Origin of the sequence: Psychrobacillus mangrovi, assembly GCF_037104765.1 — a bacterium.
Classification (GTDB): Bacteria; Bacillota; Bacilli; order Bacillales_A; family Planococcaceae; genus Psychrobacillus; species Psychrobacillus mangrovi.
This window is the reverse complement of sequence record NZ_JBAWSY010000002.1, coordinates 384,982-405,661: the sequence shown is the minus strand read 5'-3', so window position 1 is coordinate 405,661 and position 20,680 is coordinate 384,982. Positions and strand designations below refer to the sequence as shown.

At 36.8% G+C, this 20,680-nt stretch carries 19 protein-coding genes; 9 read left to right on the top strand and 10 right to left on the bottom strand.

The annotated features are described in order from the left end of the window. Positions 1-56 precede the first annotated feature (56 nt). The 5 genes from WAX74_RS05035 to WAX74_RS05015 all read left to right on the top strand — a co-directional run bounded on the left by WAX74_RS05035 (position 57) and on the right by WAX74_RS05015 (position 6,211). Entirely contained in the window at positions 57-1,793 is a 1,737-nt protein-coding gene (locus WAX74_RS05035) for an ABC transporter ATP-binding protein (RefSeq protein ID WP_336496569.1), read from the top strand. Next, positions 1,774-3,597 (top strand): ABC transporter ATP-binding protein, encoded by a 1,824-nt coding sequence (locus WAX74_RS05030; protein WP_336496568.1) that lies wholly within the window; start codon positions 1,774-1,776, stop codon positions 3,595-3,597. Before WAX74_RS05035 ends, WAX74_RS05030 begins: the two co-directional genes overlap by 20 nt. 15 nt (positions 3,598-3,612) lie before the next feature. After that, a complete protein-coding gene (locus WAX74_RS05025; protein ID WP_336496567.1) occupies positions 3,613-3,756 on the top strand; it encodes a hypothetical protein in 144 nt (47 codons plus the stop codon). A 15-nt stretch (positions 3,757-3,771) separates the two neighbouring features. Continuing rightward, the gene (locus tag WAX74_RS05020) at positions 3,772-4,479 is read left to right on the top strand and encodes a GNAT family N-acetyltransferase (RefSeq protein WP_336496566.1); all 708 of its coding nucleotides are present in this window, start codon (positions 3,772-3,774) and stop codon (positions 4,477-4,479) included. Between the two features lie 1,012 nt (positions 4,480-5,491). Beyond that, positions 5,492-6,211 carry a glycerophosphodiester phosphodiesterase gene (locus tag WAX74_RS05015; protein WP_336496565.1) on the top strand — a complete coding sequence of 240 codons (720 nt, stop codon included), beginning with the start codon at positions 5,492-5,494 and terminating at the stop codon, positions 6,209-6,211. A gap of 90 nt (positions 6,212-6,301) precedes the next feature. On the opposite strand, the gene WAX74_RS05010 is transcribed toward WAX74_RS05015, so the two are convergent. From WAX74_RS05010 to WAX74_RS04995, 4 genes are read right to left on the bottom strand one after another with little or no spacing between them, the layout of a single operon-like run. Beyond that, positions 6,302-7,309, bottom strand: a complete 1,008-nt coding sequence (locus WAX74_RS05010) for a FecCD family ABC transporter permease (RefSeq protein ID WP_336496564.1) — start codon at positions 7,307-7,309, stop codon at positions 6,302-6,304. Further along, a complete protein-coding gene (locus WAX74_RS05005) occupies positions 7,306-8,304 on the bottom strand; it encodes a FecCD family ABC transporter permease (protein ID WP_336496563.1) in 999 nt (332 codons plus the stop codon). The genes WAX74_RS05010 and WAX74_RS05005 overlap by 4 nt, the downstream gene beginning before the upstream one ends. 60 nt (positions 8,305-8,364) lie before the next feature. After that, entirely contained in the window at positions 8,365-9,285 is a 921-nt protein-coding gene (locus tag WAX74_RS05000) for an iron-hydroxamate ABC transporter substrate-binding protein (RefSeq protein ID WP_336496562.1), read from the bottom strand. A gap of 4 nt (positions 9,286-9,289) precedes the next feature. Further along, positions 9,290-10,081, bottom strand: a complete 792-nt coding sequence (locus WAX74_RS04995) for an ABC transporter ATP-binding protein (RefSeq protein ID WP_336496561.1) — start codon at positions 10,079-10,081, stop codon at positions 9,290-9,292. 122 nt (positions 10,082-10,203) lie between these two features. On the opposite strand from WAX74_RS04995, the gene WAX74_RS04990 reads away from it, so the two are divergent. Then, complete coding sequence (locus WAX74_RS04990) at positions 10,204-11,244, top strand: NAD(P)/FAD-dependent oxidoreductase (RefSeq protein WP_336496560.1); 1,041 nt, start codon at positions 10,204-10,206, stop codon at positions 11,242-11,244. 169 nt (positions 11,245-11,413) lie between these two features. Here WAX74_RS04990 and WAX74_RS04985 read toward each other — a convergent pair whose 3' ends face one another. Continuing rightward, a complete protein-coding gene (locus tag WAX74_RS04985; RefSeq protein WP_336496559.1) occupies positions 11,414-12,436 on the bottom strand; it encodes a DUF2804 domain-containing protein in 1,023 nt (340 codons plus the stop codon). A gap of 146 nt (positions 12,437-12,582) precedes the next feature. On the opposite strand from WAX74_RS04985, the gene WAX74_RS04980 reads away from it, so the two are divergent. Further along, a complete protein-coding gene (locus WAX74_RS04980; RefSeq protein ID WP_336496558.1) occupies positions 12,583-13,071 on the top strand; it encodes an amidase domain-containing protein in 489 nt (162 codons plus the stop codon). A gap of 48 nt (positions 13,072-13,119) precedes the next feature. Here WAX74_RS04980 and WAX74_RS04975 read toward each other — a convergent pair whose 3' ends face one another. Further along, a complete protein-coding gene (locus tag WAX74_RS04975) occupies positions 13,120-13,971 on the bottom strand; it encodes a DegV family protein (protein WP_336496557.1) in 852 nt (283 codons plus the stop codon). Between the two features lie 105 nt (positions 13,972-14,076). Further along, the gene (locus WAX74_RS04970) at positions 14,077-14,643 is read right to left on the bottom strand and encodes a glycerol-3-phosphate acyltransferase (protein ID WP_336496556.1); all 567 of its coding nucleotides are present in this window, start codon (positions 14,641-14,643) and stop codon (positions 14,077-14,079) included. A 56-nt stretch (positions 14,644-14,699) separates the two neighbouring features. Between WAX74_RS04970 and WAX74_RS04965 the strand changes: the two genes are divergently transcribed. Together WAX74_RS04965 and WAX74_RS04960 are read left to right on the top strand one after the other, a co-directional pair. Next, entirely contained in the window at positions 14,700-16,517 is a 1,818-nt protein-coding gene (locus WAX74_RS04965) for a sensor domain-containing diguanylate cyclase (protein ID WP_336496555.1), read from the top strand. Between the two features lie 84 nt (positions 16,518-16,601). Then, complete coding sequence (locus WAX74_RS04960; RefSeq protein WP_336496554.1) at positions 16,602-17,180, top strand: nitroreductase family protein; 579 nt, start codon at positions 16,602-16,604, stop codon at positions 17,178-17,180. A 741-nt stretch (positions 17,181-17,921) separates the two neighbouring features. Here the strand turns inward: WAX74_RS04960 and WAX74_RS04955 are convergent. Genes WAX74_RS04955 through WAX74_RS04945 form a run of 3 tightly spaced genes read right to left on the bottom strand, consistent with a single transcriptional unit; the run spans position 17,922 to position 20,670 of the window. Next, positions 17,922-18,686: a hypothetical protein gene (locus WAX74_RS04955; protein WP_336496553.1), complete on the bottom strand. Its 765-nt coding sequence runs from the start codon at positions 18,684-18,686 to the stop codon at positions 17,922-17,924. Between the two features lie 11 nt (positions 18,687-18,697). Further along, entirely contained in the window at positions 18,698-19,195 is a 498-nt protein-coding gene (locus WAX74_RS04950; RefSeq protein WP_336496552.1) for a GNAT family N-acetyltransferase, read from the bottom strand. Between the two features lie 59 nt (positions 19,196-19,254). Beyond that, entirely contained in the window at positions 19,255-20,670 is a 1,416-nt protein-coding gene (locus tag WAX74_RS04945) for a dipeptidase (protein WP_336496551.1), read from the bottom strand. Positions 20,671-20,680 lie beyond the last annotated feature (10 nt).

Below are 20,680 nucleotides of genomic sequence, written 5' to 3'. Positions count from 1 at the left end.
AATAGGTCTTATCAATAATTAATTCGAGCAACGAAGAATCTAGGGGTGATGGAAACATGAAGACAGTTTTATCCTACTTATCTCCATATAAGTGGCTTGTAATTACGGCATTAATCTTTATGCTGATCGAACTGTCCGTAGAGCTTATTCAACCTTTAATAATAGCAACTATTATTGATGATGGAATTCTAGCTAGAGATCAACAAACAATTATATTTTGGGGAAGTATTATGCTTGCTTTGTCTTTCATTGCATTTCTGGCAGGGATAATTAACACATTCATCGCTTCTCATGCAGTCCAAAGCTATGGATATGACATCCGACAAGCGCTATTTAAAAAGATTCAATCCTTTACGATGACAACCTTTTTAAAATTTCCTACTTCTAGTTTAATTACACGATTAACAACAGATGTGACGATTACACAAAACGTAGTTTTTATGGGCCTACGCATCATGCTGAGAGCTCCTTTGCTCGTTGTAGGAAGTATAATTATGTCATTTGTTGTTCATCCATATTTAGCGCTATATTTAGTGATTGGAGCTCCTTTTTTAGTAGTTTTTTTATATTGGATGAGCCGAAGGGGATTAAAGCTTTTTGGAAAAGTCCAAAGAAGTGTTGACCGTGTGACTCGTAAAATCCAAGAGAATCTTCAGGCAGTACGTTTAATAAAGGCATATTTACGTGGAAGTTTCGAATCCACTCGATTCGAAAAAGTAGCAGATAGTCTCAAGGTGGATAATGTTACTGCATTTCGCATAATGGAGTTAATCTTACCAGTTCTTTTGTTTGTGATGAATGTAAGTTTAATGGCCGTTCTTTGGTTTGGTGCAAAGGAAATACAAATTGGAAACGCTCAGATGGGTGAAGTAGTTGCAATCGTGAACTATGCAACCCGTATGACCGGTGCTTTTTCAATGTTCGCTTTTATCATCATTTTTTTCTCTCGTGCAAAGGCATCATCCGAGCGTATGGAAGAGGTGTTATTAGAGAAGGAAGGAATAGAAGAAATCGATACAGATTCTCCTTATTCTCCTACTGGAATTGGAGAAATTGAATTTAACGATGTATCATTTCATTACCCTACAACGGATGTTCCAGTTTTAAAGGATGTGTCCTTTATTGTCACGCCTGGCTCAAAACTAGCGATCATGGGTGCAACAGGATCTGGAAAGTCAACTCTGTTAAACTTAATTCCCCGCTTTTTTGATGTGACAAAAGGAGAAGTCTTGATCAACGGAGTAGATGTCAAGGAATGGCCTTTAAAGGAGCTTCGTCAAGTGATAGGGCTTGTCCCGCAGCAGTCGATTCTATTTACTGGCAGCATTGAAGAAAATTTAGGCTGGGGTGACTCTAATGCAACAGAGGAGTTATTAAGAGAGGCAGCAAAGCAAGCACAAATTCATAATTCGATTGAGCAATTCCCCGACCAATATGATACAAGAGTTGGTCAAAAGGGAGTGAATCTTTCTGGAGGCCAAAAGCAAAGACTTTCGATTGCGCGTGCTTTAGTTCGAAAACCAGAAATTCTATTGTTAGATGATAGTACAAGTGCATTAGATGTATCGACAGAAAATGCTTTGTGGGGAGCATTAGAGGATGAAAAGGCAACTATGCTCGTGGTCACACAAAAAATTAGAACTGCTAAAGGTGCAGATCAAATCCTCTTGTTAGAAGAAGGAAGAGTTTCGGCCTATGGTACCCATGATGAGTTAATGGAGAGCTCGTCTCTATATAGAGAAATTGCAGAATCACAGCAGGAGGGAGACAATTATGTTGAACTTCATTCGTAAGCCTTTTGGTTATGAACCAATTGTAACAAAAGAAGATTTGAAGAAAAGTAATAAGAAGAAAGTAGAGAAAGCATCCGACTGGAAAGGTGTACTTTCGCGTATATGGAAATTAGTGGATGAACAACGGTTTCTTTTAATAATCGTTCTTTTATTAGTAGTTGTAAGCTCTGCTTTAGCATTACTGGGACCTTATTTAATTGGTGTCATAATAGATGAATACTTAACAAAGAGCAATTTTGCTGGTCTTGCAAAGATAATTGGCATACTAGTCATTGTATATGTTTTTTTATCTGTCTCGATGTACTTGCAAAGTTATTGGATGATTGGAATCTCTCAACAAACGATTTATCGTATGCGAACTGGTCTATTTAATAAGCTACAAAAATTACCGGTGTCCTTTTTTGATCGAAGACAGCATGGTGAGCTGATGAGTCGTATGACAAATGATATTGAAAACGTCAGCCAAACGTTGAATTCTTCATTTATCCAGGTGTTTTCGAGTATATTAACATTAGTAGGTACGACCGCAGTCATGCTTTTATTAAGCCCCTTACTTACAGTAATCACTTTAACAATTGTTCCATTTATGTATTTTGCGATGAGATGGATTACGAGACGAACTTCCAAATTGTTTAAGGAGCAGCAGCAAGCGGTAGGCGAATTAAACGGGATGATTGAAGAAACAATTTCTGGTCAACGAATTGTCAAGGCATTCTCTCAAGAAAGCCGTATGCTAGAAGAATTTTCAGTAAAAAGCGATCGATTGAAAAGAACAGGATTCTGGGCCCTTACATACTCTGGTTTTATTCCAAAAGTGATGAATCTTTTAAATAATGCAAGCTTTACACTGGTAGCCGCAGCAGGTGGGATCTTAGCATATTATAATTACGTAACAATTGGTGAAATTGTTATCTTTACGGAGTATGCTCGTCAATTTACCCGTCCTTTAAATGATTTAGCCAATCAATTTAATACGGTTCTTTCTGCTATCGCAGGAGCAGAACGTGTTTTTACGATTATGGATGAACCTGAAGAAGTGGATGCCGCTATTGACAATAAAGATTACAAACTAATAGGAGATGTCACTTTCGAGAATGTGACGTTTCGATATAATCTAGAGGAAGAAAGTCCAATCATTCAGCATGTTTCTTTCCATGTAGATGCAGGGAAAACAGCTGCTTTAGTTGGTGCAACTGGTGCAGGGAAAACGACTATAATGCAGCTTCTTGCTCGTTTTTATGAAGTGAATGATGGGCGAATATTAATTGATGGGATCCCAATGGATCAATTACCAAGACATACATTACGTAGCCAAACAGCGTTTGTATTACAGGACCCTTTCCTTTTTGAGATGACGGTAAAAGAAAATATTCGTTACGGTAAATTAAATGCAACAGATGAAGAAGTAATAAATGCAGCGAAAGAAGCGAACGCCCATGACTTTATTAGGAAGCTGCCAAATGGGTATGATACGATTTTAACGGCCGATGGTGGAGAGATTAGCCAAGGTCAAAAGCAACTATTATCGATTGCACGAGCATTAGTAGCCGATCCTGCCCTACTTTTATTGGACGAAGCAACGTCTAGTATTGACACAGTTACGGAACTAAAGATCCAAGAAGCGCTCGAACGATTAATGGAAGGAAGAACGAGCTTTGTTATTGCCCATCGATTAAACACAGTACGAAAAGCTGACCTAGTATTCGTAATGGAAGGTGGAAAGCTTGTAGAATCAGGAGATCAAGAAGAATTATTAAAACAAAAAGGTCTCTATTACAATATGTTAACCAATGCGAAAATTTAAGGAGGAAATATGCATATGCATATCTCGATCATGACTGTTTCAATTCCATTAGATGTTGATACGATGTTAGAAATAAAAGGATTGATACAAGAAGCCTCTATAACAGATAAAGAAAACTACACATCCTTATTAAGTGTAGATGAACTTACAGATTATTAATTAAAGGGTTTTTGCGTGCTTGCTTATAATGATGAAGCAGATAAGCTAGTCGGATTAGCAACTGCCATTGATCGTATCGCCACACTAGATTTTGAGTGGAGTGCAGTAGTCTCGCCTAGCTTCCGTCGTCAAGGTATAGGGGAGCAACTTGTGGAGGAGCTTAAAAGGAACTTTGAGCAAAGAGGAGCAGAGACCGATTTAGCTCTAGTTCCAGAAACAGCAGAAATTGGACAGCTTTTGCTAACTAAACATGGGTATAGCCATGACTTTTCAGAGAGAACGATGGTAGGAAATGCTGAAATCATTCCAGTTTCAAATGATATAAAAATAATTCCCTACACGGAAGAAGAATCCGCAGTAATTAAAGTATTAGTAAGTGCATTTGGAGACACAGAAGAGGAAGCAAGGGAACTAATTAGGTTTAATACTGTCACTCCAAACCGTCAACTCATGATCGCATTAATGGATAATGAAGTAGTAGGTACTGTGTCTTTAGTGGACGATTCTGATAAGTTATGGGTGACCGGGCTAGCTGTTCATGAAAAAGCTCGAGGTCGGGGGATTGCCACAGCATTATTAAATTGGTCTAAAAACGAAGCACATCTTTTAGGAAAATCGTCCGTATATCTAGACGTAGAAACAGATAATGAAAATGCATTATCAATATATTCAAAAGCAGGATTTCAGACAATCCAACATACACATTTTTATAGAAAGGAATGATTCAATTGGAGGGCACTGAAAAAGTCCTCAAAAGGTTTTCATAGCGAGTAAGTGAACGACATATTGTTCACTTACTCGCTTTTTTAGATGGAACCCGTTGATTTCAGTTCCAGGCGGACGCGTTCCGCGGGGTGAGCGATGAACCATCACCGCCCCTTCGGGTACGTTGTGATGTTTCATCTGTCTCACTGATCCCGCCGGAGTCGCCGCCTTCCACTACAATCAACTAGTGTATGTCTGTCTACAGTAAAATAAAATAAAATAAAGTAAATGCAGGTGGTGCTCCTCGTAATCTTTCAAACCAAGAGACCCTTTTTCAAAGCCTGATAACAGGAAGTAGGGTTGCTTCTTTCAATAAAAATTCATCGGGAAGTCTACAGGATGTGCGCCTTACACGCCGCATGAGCGCGAAGAATGAGACCCCGTAAAGGATGTGGGAGCGACAAAGGAGCGACTCATCCTGCGGAGGCTCATGCGTAGCGTGCGGCAAGCGCACATCCCGTATTTCTATTTTCTGTGATTGTTATTTTAGCACCTTTCTTAAAAGCAGAAGTCGAATTGGATGAAAGCATCCAATCCTCTTACGAAAGCAACCAACCAACTATCGAAAGCAACCAAATATAATGGAAAGCAACTAGATTAACAAACTCTAAACATAACCTTCACATCCCTTTCATAAACTACGTATATGATGAATGATGAAGACATCGTTCAATCGAAAAGGAGAGATACATATTGGGTTTAAACGAACGCAATGTAACATTGAGAATTTCGAATAAACGATTAAAATCTTTACCTTTCACTCACTTGAGACAAATGATTCAAACAAGTCTACAATGGACTATTCTTAAAAAAGCACGTCCACCTAAGCTAAAATATATTCCAATCCCACCTCGGGATTAATTTAGATGGCGCCATTTCCTTTTGGAGATGGCGTTTTTATTATTATGTTCTAAATGTGTATAATAGAGAGTATAAAAAAGGAAGAAATATTTTGATGGGGGGCCTTTTATTGAAAATTTATGCACATAGAGGATCATCAGGTACACATCCAGAAAACACAATTGCTTCATTCAGAGCAGCTGCAGCTCTTCCAATACATGGAGTAGAATTCGATGTTCATATGACAAAGGATGAGGAGCTAGTAGTCATTCATGATGAGACAATTGACCGTACATCAAACGGAAAAGGCTATATCAAGGACATGACACTAGCTGAGCTGAAAAAGTATGATTTTGGAAAAGGCTTTTCCCCTAAGTTTAAGGGAGAACTAATTCCGACACTTAGAGAAGTGTTATATGTATTTAAAGATACCCATCATCATATAAATATTGAATTGAAATCAGATGTTTTCCCATATGAGGGGATGGAACAAAGAGTTCTAGAGATGCTGAAGGATTACCGATTAGAGAGCCGAGTCGTTATCTCTTCTTTCAATCATGAAATGGTAAGAAATTTTAAAAAGTTGGCCCCCCAAGTAGAAACAGCTATTTTATTTATGGAGGTAATGATCGCTCCACATGATTATGCACGTTTGGTAGGGGCTGATGCGCTTCACGCTTTTTTCCCGACGGCGCTGAGACCTATGGGGATAGAAGCGGTTGCTAGCGGACGAAAGCTTCGTGTATTTACAGTCAATGAAGAGGCATATGCTGACATGCTAAGAGCTGTCAAGGTGGATGCTATTTTTACGGATTACCCGGAGAAAATGTATAACTATTTGAATAAATAAAGATAGAATGGACTTCAAGATGGTTGGATGTAAACATATAAAACAAAAACACGAGCGGTTTACTACCGTTCGTGTTTTTGTTGTACCTAATTATTTCTTCCATAACAAATACATAAAATATGGCGCACCTATTAGGGCGACCATGACCCCTGCTGGAATTCCATTTGGTTCAATAATATTTCGACCAATTGTATCTGCAAAGAGCAAGAGCCAACCGCCTATTAAAAGTGCTATTGGTACAAATAATTGATGTCTAGGACCAACTAAGGACTTTGCGATATGCGGCGCCATTAGACCTATAAAAGCAATACCTCCAGTAACGGAAACAGCAGAAGCTGCCAGAGCAACAGCGGCTAGTAGGAGAACAATGCGTTCCTTTTCTATGGATACGCCAACACCGACAGCTACAGGTTCACTTAATCCCAAAAGGTTTAACTTATTGGCTTTATAAAAAGTGAAGGGGATTAGAACAAATAACCAAGGTAATAAGGCAATAATAAATGGCCAATCAGCTCCCCAAATGTTGCCCGCTAACCATTTCGCGATAAAATCAACCTTTTGGCGTTCAGCAGAGGAGATAAGCACAATCATTAAACCTGATAATGCCATGGAAAAACCTACTCCGACAAGGACTAGTCTTACTGGTTGCAAACCTTCTTTGCGAGTATAAGATAATAAGTAAATTAAACATGCACTAAGTAAAGCCCCTATAAACCCAACAACAGGCAGCAAATAAACAAAAGAACCCGCCTCTATAGGAAGGAATAAGAAAAATAAAGAAATGGCTACTCCTGCCCCTGAGTTGATTCCAATAATGCCTGGGTCTGCTAAATCATTTCGTGTAATACCTTGTAAAATAGCACCAGATAGCGCTAATGCCATTCCAGCAAGAATTGTAATAAGAATTCTTGGTAAACGTATGGAGAATAATACAAATTCTTCTTTAAATGTCCCATTCCCTAGAATGGTTTGTATAAGCCGATCAAAAGTTAAAGAAGAGTATCCAAGTCCAGCACTAATAATGGCCGTTATTACTAGTAGTGCAAGTAAACTAATCAGGATTATACGTTGTTTTTTTAATAGCTCTGATTGTATCATCGGAATATGCCCCCTCCTTTACGAACTATTATTAAGAAGAAAGGTAATCCCATTATTGCAATAATGGCAGTGACAGGTGTTTCATAAGGGATGTTAATTGTGCGTCCAAGCGTGTCCGCAATCAGCATTAAAATTCCACCAACAACAATGGACATAGGAATAATGAAACGGTAATCGGTTCCAACGACAGCTCGTACGATATGTGGAACCATTAATCCCACGAACGCCATATTACCGACAATTGCAACTGATGCTCCTGCAAGTAAAATAACGACGATAAAAAGGATAATCTTTATTTGAACTGTTTTTTGTCCTAGTCCAACAGCAACCTCTTCATTAAGACTTAAAATAGTAAGCTGTCTAGAGAGTAGTAGGGCAATCAATATACCGATACAAATGAATGGACTTATGATTGCAAGTTGTTTCCATGAGGTACCTATTAAGCCTCCTGCTGTCCACATCGAGACATCTTTTGAAACTTTAAAGTAAATTCCAACACCATCTGCGATTGCAAATAGAAAAGCGGAAACAGCAGCTCCCGCAAGAACGATTCGAAATGGTGAAAAACCACCTTTTTTTACAGCACCGAGGCTAAAAACCATTAATGCGCCAAAAGCAGCGCCTATGAAACAAGCGATCGTTATCCCTAAATAGTTGGTAACGGGTAACAGAGCAATTGTAATAGCCAGTGCAGCGTTAGCTCCAGAAGTTAATCCTAATAAACCCGGATCAGCAAGAGGATTACGTGTGATACCTTGCATTATGGCTCCAGAAACAGCAAGAGCAGCGCCTACAATTATTGCTGCAACTTCCCTAGGAAAACGAATCTCTCGAAGAATATTAATTTGATCGCTCTTCATATTTGAAAAAATAGCAGTCCACACATCTTGAATTGATGTTTCTGCTGCGCCAAACACAACAGATACGATAAACATAGTAAGAAGTAAGACCAACCCGACTAAAAACTTTATACCAAAATGAAAAGAAGATTTCATACTACTTATCCTTTCTAATTGAAAGAGGAGGAATCTATTCCTAGAATTCCTCCGCTATTATTACTTACTACCTAAAAAATGATCTTTAAAGAATTCAAGTTGGAAATCTAATGAAATTGGATCATTAAAATAAAATTCCTTTGCATTCGCTTCAAAAACTCGATTATTTTTAACAGCGGGGATATTTTTGTATACATCTGTTTCTTGGAAAGAGTTATCTTGATCTGCTGTTTTACTAAAAATGACATAATCTCCACTGTATTCTGGTAGTACTTCTAAGGATAAAGCGTAGTATCCAGCTTCTAATGCCATTTCTTTTACTTTCTCGGGCATTTTTAAGCCCATTTCTTGATAAAGTACTTCTGTTCCACGTCCCCAGTTATCACCGAATACATATAGTTGTTTATCGAAATTCTCAATTACTGAAACGGTTGCATCTTCACCAATTACATCTTTTATTTCATCACCAGCAGATTTAGCACGTTCTTTAAAATCATTGATCCAATCTTGCGCTTCTTTTTCTTTGTTTAATAGTTTTCCTATTTCTAAATGCTGCGTTAAGTAATCTACTTTTCCATAAGTGAATGTTACAGTCGGTGCGATTTCTTTTAATTTATCTAGATTTTGTGCAGTAGAAAGTCCAATGATTAAATCCGGATTTAGTTCAATAATTTTCTCGAGATTTTCTTCAGATACTTCCTCCACATCTGCTAAATAGCTTTCGTATCGAGGATTTTGTTTGGACCAAGAATCAACTCCCACTAGATTAACGCCAAGTGCAGCAACATTCCCAGCGAAAGAAGAAACAACAACAACTCGCTTCGGATCTGCCGGAACTTCTACTGGACCTTCTTCTGATTGATATGTAATTGTAGTAGGCTCTTCTTTTTCTTCACTTGCTTTCGTTTCAGCTGGTTCGCTATTACATGCTCCTAATATTAGTACAGTCAAAAATAACATAGATAATAATAGTTTTCTCATGATCTTATTCTCCTTTGAGTAAATTGTATGTAATGCACATTGGTTTATTTGTTCGTGGATCAACGCCAATTTCAGCATCAATTTGGAACACATTTTGTAATACTTTTTGTGTAATCACTTCATTACAGCTACCTGCTTTAACAATTTGACCTGATTTTAAGGCAATAATATAGTCAGCAAATCGTGCGGCTTGATTGAGATCGTGTAAAACCATAACAATTGTGCGTTTTTCTTCTTTGTTCAGTTTTTGTAAAAGCTCAAGGACTTCCAGCTGGTGGGCCATGTCCAAGTAAGTAGTAGGTTCATCCAAGAAAATAATTTCTGTTTCTTGAGCAAGGGCCATTGCTATCCATACACGTTGGCGTTGACCTCCCGATAGAGAGTCAACGGGGTAGTACTTAAATTCACTTGTACCTGTAACTCTTAGTGCCCAATCGATTACCTCATAATCTTTTTTTGAAAGACGACCAAATCCAGTTTGATATGGAAATCGACCATACGAAACAAGCTCTCCAACAGTTAGACCTGCAGCACTTTCAGGAGTTTGGGGTAAAATGGCCATTTTCTTTGCTAGATTCTTCGTGTTTTCTTTTGTAACGCTTTTCCCATCTAAGACGATTGCGCCAGAATGGTGCGAAATAATACGAGTAATTGCTTTTAGTAGGGTAGATTTCCCGCATCCATTTGGGCCAATTATGGTTGTAATTTTTTGGTCAGGTATTTCAACAGATAATTCTTTCACAATTAACCGATCGCCATAGCTTATAGACAAATCATCTGTATAAAGACGAACCATATGTAATCCTCCAAACTTAAGATTGCTTTTATAATTGATAACGATTATCATTATCATATATGCAACTATAGGTAACTTTATGAATGATGTCAACAATAATTTTTAGCGGAGGACTGGGTAAAATGGATAATATTTTTGATGTGACGATAATTGGTGGAGGTCCAGCAGGGCTATATTCAGCGTTTTACAGTGGATTACGTGAAATGAAAACAAAGATTATTGAATATCAGCCTCATTTAGGTGGGAAGATACATGTTTATCCAGAGAAAATGATTTGGGATGTAGGAGGACAAACTCCAATTTCAGGTGAAAGGTTAATTGTTCAATTGGTGCAGCAAGGGCTAACGTTTGATCCAGAGGTCGTGTTAAACGAAAAGGTAGAATCGATCGCTCGTGAAGAAAATGGATTATTTGTTTTACATACTGCATCTGGGCAACTCCATTTCTCAAAAACCATTATTATCGCCGTTGGAAGTGGGATATTAAATCCGATTAAGCTAGAGATTGAAGGGGCAGAAAGATATGAAGTGAGTAATTTAAACTACACGGTGAAGTCTCGACAACGATTTAAAAATAAAACGATTGTCATTTCAGGAGGAGGAAATGCAGCGATCGATTGGGCAAATGAACTAGAGCCAATTGCAAAAAAGGTTTTTGTTACTTATCGAAAAGATGCCTTAAATGGTCATGAAGCACAAATAAGTCAACTACTTGAGAGCACTGTAACATGTTTTTTCAATACAACTATTTCAAAGCTAATCGCTAACGATAATCATGATGTAATTGAGCGTGTAGCTTTAACAAATCATGAAACTGGAGAGGTTACCTATCTAGCTATTGATGAAGTGGTTATCAATCACGGATATGAACAAGATGCAGATTTATTGAAGAATAGTGCTATTGATATCGACATTGCAGAGAATTTTTATGTTGCTGGCAATAGTTTAAGCGAGTCTTCTGTTGAAGGTGTTTTTGCTGCTGGAGATATTCTTCATCATCCTGGTAAACTGCATTTAATTGCTGGAACCTTTCATGATGCTGCAAATGCTGTCAACCGTGCAAAACAATATATTCAACCAGATGCAAGCAAAATTGCAATGGTTTCTTCTCATAACGAAGTATTTAAAGACAGAAATAAAGAAATGATTAAACAATTGAATTAGGGAAAAAGGGACTTTTCTAACTAAAAATAAAAATTTTCCAACTAACCCGTCCATTATTCCAACTAAACCATCCATTTTTCCAACTAACCAACTCAAAATTCCAACTAACCAAAAAACCGCTACTTCCTGAGTAATCAATGCCTCAGGAAATAGCGGTTTAATCATATATTTACCATTTTGCTTTATGTTCTTCAATACAACCTAGCATTTTTCGAATATGCAGAGTTGGACCGTTTTCTAATTGGATTTTACCATTATAGTAACCCATCATTTGATTGATTTCTGAGGTAATTAGCTTTGCATCAGTTTTAGCGATACGGTGGAAAAATGGAGTAAAGGTTAGATTCACATCATTGGAAAACTTAGTTTTGATCGTCCAAGGTTCCATGAAATCAAGCGGGTTATAGGAAAACAACAAATCTTCATGAATTTTTGTCATTTGACCATCGACAAAAATGGCGTTTTCCGTCATCCCTGTTCCATCTGTCCATTTACCGCCAAAGTTTAATCCGATTCTTTTTAGACCAACACGTTGGGATGCAAATCCCCAGTTATAAGTAGCTTCACGGGGCCAAACGCCTCTTCCATAGTCGAGTACCGAGAAATTATCCTCTTCTTGAAAAGAATACCTTGAATCACCAATTTTCACAAAACCCGTAGTAGGTAATAGATGATGCTTTGCCGTAAATTGAAATTGTGTACGACTCCATGGGATTACGACGTTTAGCGAATCATCCTCTGTAGGGTGTGAAATATGTAAGTCAGCATGCAAGAGATCTCCATCAAAGTTAGGGATAGTAACAGTCATATGTGTTTCATTCTGTATATATAATAGTTGAATAGACATTTCTTTTGAATGTAATTGTACGCTTTCTAAAATTTGTGTGGGCATTTTTACTTTATTTCCTAAAGGAATGGTTACCGTTTTCTCCACAAATCGTTGCGTTTCGTAATTTAAAAAGTAAACAAAGCAAACCGCTGCATAATCTAAATGACTAATTGTTGCAGAAAAGAGAATTTCATCCCCGAACACGCACCAATAATTCCACTTCTTCTTTCTCATATAGTGACCCTTAAGATTGCTTTCAATAATTGGCTTTTTAGCATAACCGATTGCTTTTGGATTCAAGTTGCCTTTATCATCGCAAAGTAAGGTAGGTACTGTAATTTCTTTCTCGGCATGTTGTGGCATCAGCCATCTTCCTTTCTAAAACCGAGCCTAATTCCACCGTTATCTACTCAGTTTCTGTTTGTTTGCTTTAAAAAAGGATTCATTGACTCAATACTAGCATATATTTTCATTGAAATCATATAAACAAAGTATAGGGAGGTTGAAATTTGGTAAAGTATGATCGTGATGCAGCTGTGGCGTATGCTCAAAAGTGGTGGAATAGCTATAACCCGAAGTTTCCTAAATTTGATGTGGATTGTACCAATTATATCTCACAATGTCTGTTTGCAGGGGGTGCCCCGATGAGAGGGCAGCCAAATAGAGAGAGGGGATGGTGGCTAGGTAGTAATTCATGGAGCTTTAGTTGGAGTACACCACATTCGTTACGTTGGTATTTGGCAGGATCTACAAGGGGATTGCAAGCAACACAAGTAAATTCCCCAACGAAACTGGTTCCAGGAGATTTAATTTTTTATGATTTTGAAGGAGACGGCAGATACGATCATTCTACTATTGTGACAAGTATTCAAAATGGAATGCCATATGTAAACGCACATACGAATAACAGTCGAAATAGGTATTGGAATTATGCAGATTCCTATGCCTATACTTCAAAAACGAGTTATATTTTCTTTCACGTTAAAGACAATTTTTAACAATAATAAAAGAGGGGACCCAAATCCATGGGTGACCCTCTTGTTTTATTAGGAAGCGTACCAAAGCACAGCTATTGTTTCTTCTCCAGCATGCACTGCTAAAGAAGTACTTATTTCTCCAATTTCTAACTGTAGATTAGGTACTTGCAACTGAATGGCTTCTTTTAAGCTCTCCGCTTGTTCCAATGCGTTTGCATGCATAATATATACTACTTCTGCACCTTCTGTTTGGACTGACTTTACAACATTATTTATTAAATACTGTATTGCTTTTTTATGGGAGCGAACCTTATCCAGTTCCTGAAGCTCGCCTTTATTATTAATTTGAATTACCGGTTTTATTTTCAGTAAACTGCCCAAATAAAACTGTACGCTACTTAGTCTTCCACTTTTGTAAAGTCGAGTTAAATTTCCTATGAGAATATAATTACGAAATTTTGTAGCATATGTTCTTAATTGGTCAGCTATTTCTTCGAAAGATAGACCTTGTTCTTGTAAAAGGAATCCTTTATCAACAAGACCGGTGATCCCGGCAGATAATGAAAGGGAATCAACACATTCCATACGCACGTTTGCAATTTGAGCACCACTCATCGAGGCTGAAATCGTCCCACTTAAACTATTGGTAACGTGGATTGCTATGATAGACTCATATTCTTTATCTAATTTTGAATATAGCTCTGCGAACTGTCCAGCGGATGGTTGAGATGTTTTAATCGACTCGGTTTCTATACGAAGTCGATCGTATAATTGTGCTGAAGTTAAGTCAACACCATCTATAAATTCTTGTTGTCCAAAATGAATATTAAGTGGTATAACGTGAACATCTGGATTGTTTTTTAACGTATCACTTACATATGCACTACTATCTACAACCCATGCTATTTTTTTCTTGGTCATATTAAACATCCTATTCGATAAATTATTTAAATGATAATAATTATAGCATAAAGATTAATAGTATACGTAATATTTCACGGAAAAATGTTATAATTTTCATAACAATTATGCGGTCTTTTTCCACCATCTTTTATTCCATGACTCTATCATGTCAAATCGATGTCGAATGAGGATAATAATAATTGCTAAGGAAAGTGGCCATCCATCTTGAAAAGCTGGGTTCACCAAACAAATGCAAGCATATGTGAAAAAGGCTATGATCATGCTTAAAGTAGCACTTCTAAGAATAATTAATAATAATATAAATAGAACCACAAATATTCCAAATAATAGTGTATGATAAAAAAGAGCTACACCAATAAAGGTAGCGATTCCCTTGCCACCTTTAAATTTCAACCAAAAAGGGAAAAGATGCCCCAATATTACAAATAATCCACCGATCGCAATAGTTACCATGGAAAAATGATAATAAATGCCGATATATATAACAAGAATTCCTTTGAATGCATCTCCTAGAAATGTTATAAGAAAGGCGGATTTACCAAGCACAGCACCAGCATTTCTGGCACCCAAGTTACCACTACGAATTGTTCTTAAATCAGTTTTTTTCCACTTACCTACCCACCAAGCTGTAAGAAAGGTTCCAATTATATAACTAATAATCCAATACATATACAATTACATCACCTCAACAAGTTTGATTGTGTGAGTAGAAAGGCTTACAAAGAATGAGAATACGCTTTTTACTACTATTGATTCCTATTTTATTTATACTAACTTCTTGTCAAGAACCGTCATCTAGTCATTCTTCAGCAGTAAACGGAAAACTAACTTTAACAGAGGAAGACTTTACTATTAACGAATCAATTCCATTAAATGGAGAATGGAAGTTCTTTTGGAAAGAACTATTGAATGAAAATGAAATTAACAATAGATTGATTGAAAATAATCAAGCCAATATGTTGGTTCCATCGAATTGGGAAGATTCATTGGGTACATCTCTAGGTTATGGTACATATTTCTTAAAGGTTATTATACCTCAAGAAAAAGTAGGGAACACTCTTGCATTTACAACTTCACACCAAAATACTTCTTATACTTTATTTGTAAATGGGGTAAGAATTGCATCTAATGGCTTTGTAGGAAGTAGTGCTAAAACGAGTGAACCTGAATATTCCAACCGTTTAGTGTATTTTACACCGAGAAGCAAAGAATTAAATATTGTTTTACATGTCTCTAATTATGTCCATCCCGTAGGAGGGGCGTCAAATCCTATATTAATAGGCACAGCTGAACAGTTAACAATAAGCCATAGTGATACATTAGCATATACAATGTTTACTATTGGCGGCATATTAGTAATGGGGATTTATGAACTTGTTATTTTCTTTTTTAGAAGAAAAGAGATCGTCTTTCTCTACTTTGGCTTAATTAGTGTTCTAATTTCTATCTACACAATCGTAAAACCACCATTTTTCTTTAATAAAATATTCCCTACCGTTGATTGGCTATGGGTCTATCGAATAGAAATTATTTGTATATATGCATTGTTTCTATTTTATTTGCTTTTTGTGAGAGCAATGTACCCACAGGAAATGAAAAAAATACCGACAATAGTTGGGGTAATAATAGCTATTTTTTGCATAATGTATACCTTACTCCAAGAACCATTAGTGTTTAGACCATTATTAAATACTATCTTTTTAATAATGATGCTTTATATAATTTATGGTACTTATGTTCTTATACTAGCATTTATAAGAAAACGTCCAACAGCTCGTATAAATTTAATAGCCATTCTTATTTATTTTGTTACTGTTTTAAATGATGTATTACTTACGCTTAATTGGATAGACTCTATTTCACTGTCTACTAGTGGATTCTTTTTATACGTCTTAATTCAATCTATTAACCTAAGTAGAGATTATGCAAGAAAGTTTGAAGAAGCAGAAAAACTATCGAGTGACTTACAAGTTTTGAATGTTTCATTGGATGAAAAAATTAAAGAAAGAACAGAGGAACTAAAGCACAAGAACGAGAAACTGAAACAATTGACTCTAGTTGACGGGTTAACAGGAATATATAATCGTAGATACTTTGATGAATACATGAGTAAATATTTTGCAGAATCCTTTGCAACGAGTAGTCCTCTTTCACTTTTAATGATAGATATAGATAACTTTAAGTTATATAACGATAACAAGGGACACATAGCAGGGGATGAATTACTTAAAAAAAGTTCCCAGCTATTAAATGAAATGTTTAATGGGAACAGGTTTATTGCTAGATACGGGGGAGAAGAGTTTGCTGTTGTTTTGCCCAACACTACTATCCAACGTGCAATTGAAATAGCAGAAGATATACGCTTATTAATCGAGGAACAGAAATTTAGTCTAGGTATAGATAATAATATAGTAACTATTAGTATAGGGGCATCCTCTACAGAACAACATGCTTTTAAACAAAAGGAAGAGCTCATTGATCGAGCAGATAAAGCACTTTATCAATCGAAGAAAAATGGGAAAAACCGAGTAACACTTCTTTAAGAAAGACAAGGCTTTTATTGTAATGACATAATTGGTATGATAATAATGATCATTCATGTTTATTAAAAGGGAGTTTTTCAAAAAATGATGAATCAATCATTAAGTATTCGTGAGGCTATTATACAGAGACGTTCTATCAAATTATTTAATGGACAGCCGGTAGAACAGGATGTATTAATGTCTATTTTAGAAGACGCTTTATGGGCACCAAACCATCAGCTAAGACAACCGTGGAGATTTGTAGTTGCATGCGGAAGTGAACTCCTAGATTTATATGATGTCTTAAAAGAATTTGCATTACCTAAGTGGAAAGAGCTCTCGGAAGAAGACTTAGAGAAACAAATGAAAAAATATACATTAGCTGGAGGCTATGTATTTGTCATCGTTCCGGAAGATGCACGCCAAAAGGAACGATTAGAGGACTATGCTGCAGCCAGTATGCTTGTACAAAATGTGCAGCTACTTGCTTGGGACCGAGGAATCGGATCTTGCTGGAAAACACCAGGATTTTTAGACAATCCAAAATTCCGCGAAGCACTTGGAATAAAAGCAGGAGAGCGAATCATCAGTATGCTACAGGTCGGTTACTTTGATGAAATGCCAAAGCCGAAACCAAGAAAAAGTATAGAAGAGTTTGTTACAGTATTTGAAAAACACGAGTAATTGATAGATGGCTATCTCAATGGAGATAGCCTTTTTTGTTTGTTTTTAAATGGCAAAAAGCAACCATCATTGCCCTGGGAGCAACCAACCGAGTCCAAAGGGCAACCAAATTGTGATTAGAGCAACTATTGTTCTAGTATAAGCAACCAGTTCAAGCTATTTCTAGTTGAGATAATTAATTTAGTCTGGAATTATTTTACTTAAAATGTTACAAAACGTCTGAACGAGACCAATTTAGAGAGAAGCGAGACCAATCGCGTCGTAATCGAGACTAAATTACTTATATCCGAGACCAATTTCACGTTAACCGAGACCATTTCTCCTAGTAAAGAAAATAATCTCTCATATAAATGGAAGGATTTAGTAAAGGGCAACCATCATTACTCTGAAAGCAACTAACCGAGTCCAAAGGGCAACCAAATTATGAGTAGAGCAACCATTGATCTAGCATAAGCAACCAGTTCTCAATATAAAAAGCTATCTTTAAGTGAGATAATTAATTCATTCTGGAATTATTTTACTTAAAATGTTACAAAACATCTGAACGAGACCAATCGCGCCGTAATCGAGACTAAATTACTTATAACCAAAACCAATTCCACGTTAACCGAGACCAATCGCACTGTAACCGAGACTAAACTACTTGTAACCGAGACCAATTCCACGATAACCGAGACCATTTCTTTCAAAGCAACCAGTTCTCACAATAAAAAGCTATTTCTAAGCGAAATAGCTACTAGTTTATTTCTTATAATACGGTGGTTTTAGGCCACGATTCTCTATAGCGGTAAGTGAATTACGGTCTACCCTATAGGAAGAAGAATAAGAACCATTCACTGTATTGTTAAACCAGGTTTCTGTAAGAGTTACGATGTAGGTTTCTTTATCAATCTGTTTGACAGTTGTTTCTCTTTCCACATTAAAACCGTCGATGGATCCTTGCCACTTGCCAATTTTCTGCGGGAAATTACTCTCAATTGTTCCGGCTGTGGATGTGGCGAATTTTGCTGCATCTTCTTTGGTAAAGGGTGGTTCGGAAGGGGAAGTGAAATGAAAATAACCCCAAAATAAAGGAAGAGCAATGATCGGTAATAAAATAATGAGCTTTATACTTTTACTCTCTAAATAACTCTTTCTTATCCACTTATCTATAAATCCGTAAAATAAAGCGACTATCATACCATATATGGCTGCAATCGTTTCTTGAAAAAATAGACCATATAGTAATCCGAAAAAACCATGAAGTAAAATATAGAGCCAATCATGCGTTCTAAACCATTTCTTCTGAATAAAATCCAAGCCAATAGATATAAGGTTTCCATAAAGTAAAACAATGAGACCACTGTAAAAGAAGAAAATCATAAACCAACCAATAAACAATTCTCCAAGGTTATAAGAAGTACTCCTAAATAGACTAAAAAGTACTAACAGTAAAGATGTGACTGTTGTTGTGACAAAAGTAGTTACAAACTTTATAAAAACATACCCCGCTGTACCCGAAGGCATATATGGTCCTCCTACTTTATTTTAGACATAAAGTACTCATCTAGAAGTTCGCCATTTATAAGCAGAGAGCTTCTTTTAGTGCCTTCTATTTCAAATCCCATCTTTTGATATAAAGACAATCCTGCTTCGTTTTGAGTGACGACTGTTAATTCTATTCTTTTGATTTGACGGTCAGAAGACCACGCATCTAATTGTTGGAAGAGTTTAGTTCCTACACCTTTGCCTCTATGATTTTCTAAGATTCCAGTTACTAAGTATGCAGTATGCTTCGTTCGTTTTGCTTTTCCGCCTATAACTATTAAATATCCTATTAGTTCGCCATTTTGTTCAGTTATGAAAATAGTAGAATTGCTTTCTTTTTCCATTTGTTCTATGGCTAATCGTTGGAGATCGACTGTTATTTTTCTTTCTCCGGGCTCCATTAACATGAAAGGGGAGGAATCTTCCACTTGTTTTATTAGGTCAACAAATTTCTCTGCATCATTTGCTGTTATTTCTCGTATATTCAATTAAAGCATCCTTTGTGAAAAAACACATGGATTTTTGAAACCCATGTGTTTTAGCTGAATTATTTTTTTAAGTTTTCTTTGGAAAGCTCTGCTAGTTCATAGTAGTAGTCGCCAATTACTCGTAAGCCTTGGTCGAAGTTTTCTAGATGGAAATGCTCGTTTGGTGCATGGAAATTTTCTGTGGATAGACCAAAGCCCATTAAAACTACTGGCAATCCTAGAATTTCATCGAATGCAGCAACGATTGGAATGGAACCTCCGCCGCGAGTGTATGCTGTAGGAACTTTATATACCTTCTCATAGCTACGACCAGCCGCTTGAATTGCAGGGTGATCGAATGGGGTAATAAATGGTTTTCCTTTATCAAATTCAGTTAGTGTCACTGTGACACCAGCTGGCTTATTTTTCTCGATATGAGCTTTTAATTTAGCAACGATTTTGTTAGGATCTTGGTCTGGGACTAAGCGACAAGTGATTTTTGCTCCTGCTTCACTTGGTAAAACTGTTTTAATGCCTTCTCCAGAGAATCCTCCGAATACACCATTGATCTCTAAAGTAGGGCGGGCCCACACTCGTTCTAAATGAGAGTAACCTTTTTCACCAAAAAGCTCGTCTACACCAACTTCTTTTTTCAGTTCTTCTTCATCAAAACCAAGTGCTTTGTATGCTTCTCTTTCTTCATCAAGAAGTGGGCGAACGTTATCGTAAAATCCTTCTACTTCGATTGTACCTTCAGCGTCACGGAAAGAATCTAAAATAGAAACTAGCGCATGAATAGAGTTTTGAACTCCGCCACCATAAAGACCAGAGTGAAGATCGCCTTTTGCGCCTTTTACGTCAATTTGTACGCCGCAAAGTCCTCGTAAGCCATAGCAAACTGCTGGTTGACCAGGGCCTTGCATTCCTGTATCTGAAATGACGATTACATCAGCAGCAAGTTTTTCTTTATTGTTCTCAATATATTCTTCTAAATTGGGGCTGCCGATTTCTTCTTCGCCTTCAATTAAAAACTTTACATTAACAGGCAGTGTTCCTTCTGTCTGAAGAAGAGCTTCTACTGCTTTTACATGCATAAATACTTGTCCTTTGTCATCGCTAGCACCACGAGCGTATAATTTATTGTCTCGAACTTGTGGTTCAAATGGTTCTGAATCCCAAAGGTTTAAAGGGTCAACAGGTTGCACATCATAATGACCATAAACAAGTATAGTTGGTTTGCCTTCTGCGTGTAACCAATCTGCATATACAACAGGATGACCACTTGTTTTATCAATGATGACATTTTCTAATCCAGCTTTTGTGAATGAATCAGCTAGCCACTGTGCACCTTTTTGCATATCATCTTTATGCTCTGATAAGGAAGAAATGCTTGGTATGCGTAAGAATTGTTTTAATTCTTCTAATTGTTCTTCTCTTTTTTCTGTAAAGTAATTGTCTAATGCTGAAAATTGGCTCACTAAAACCCCTCTTTTCATAAAATTTCGT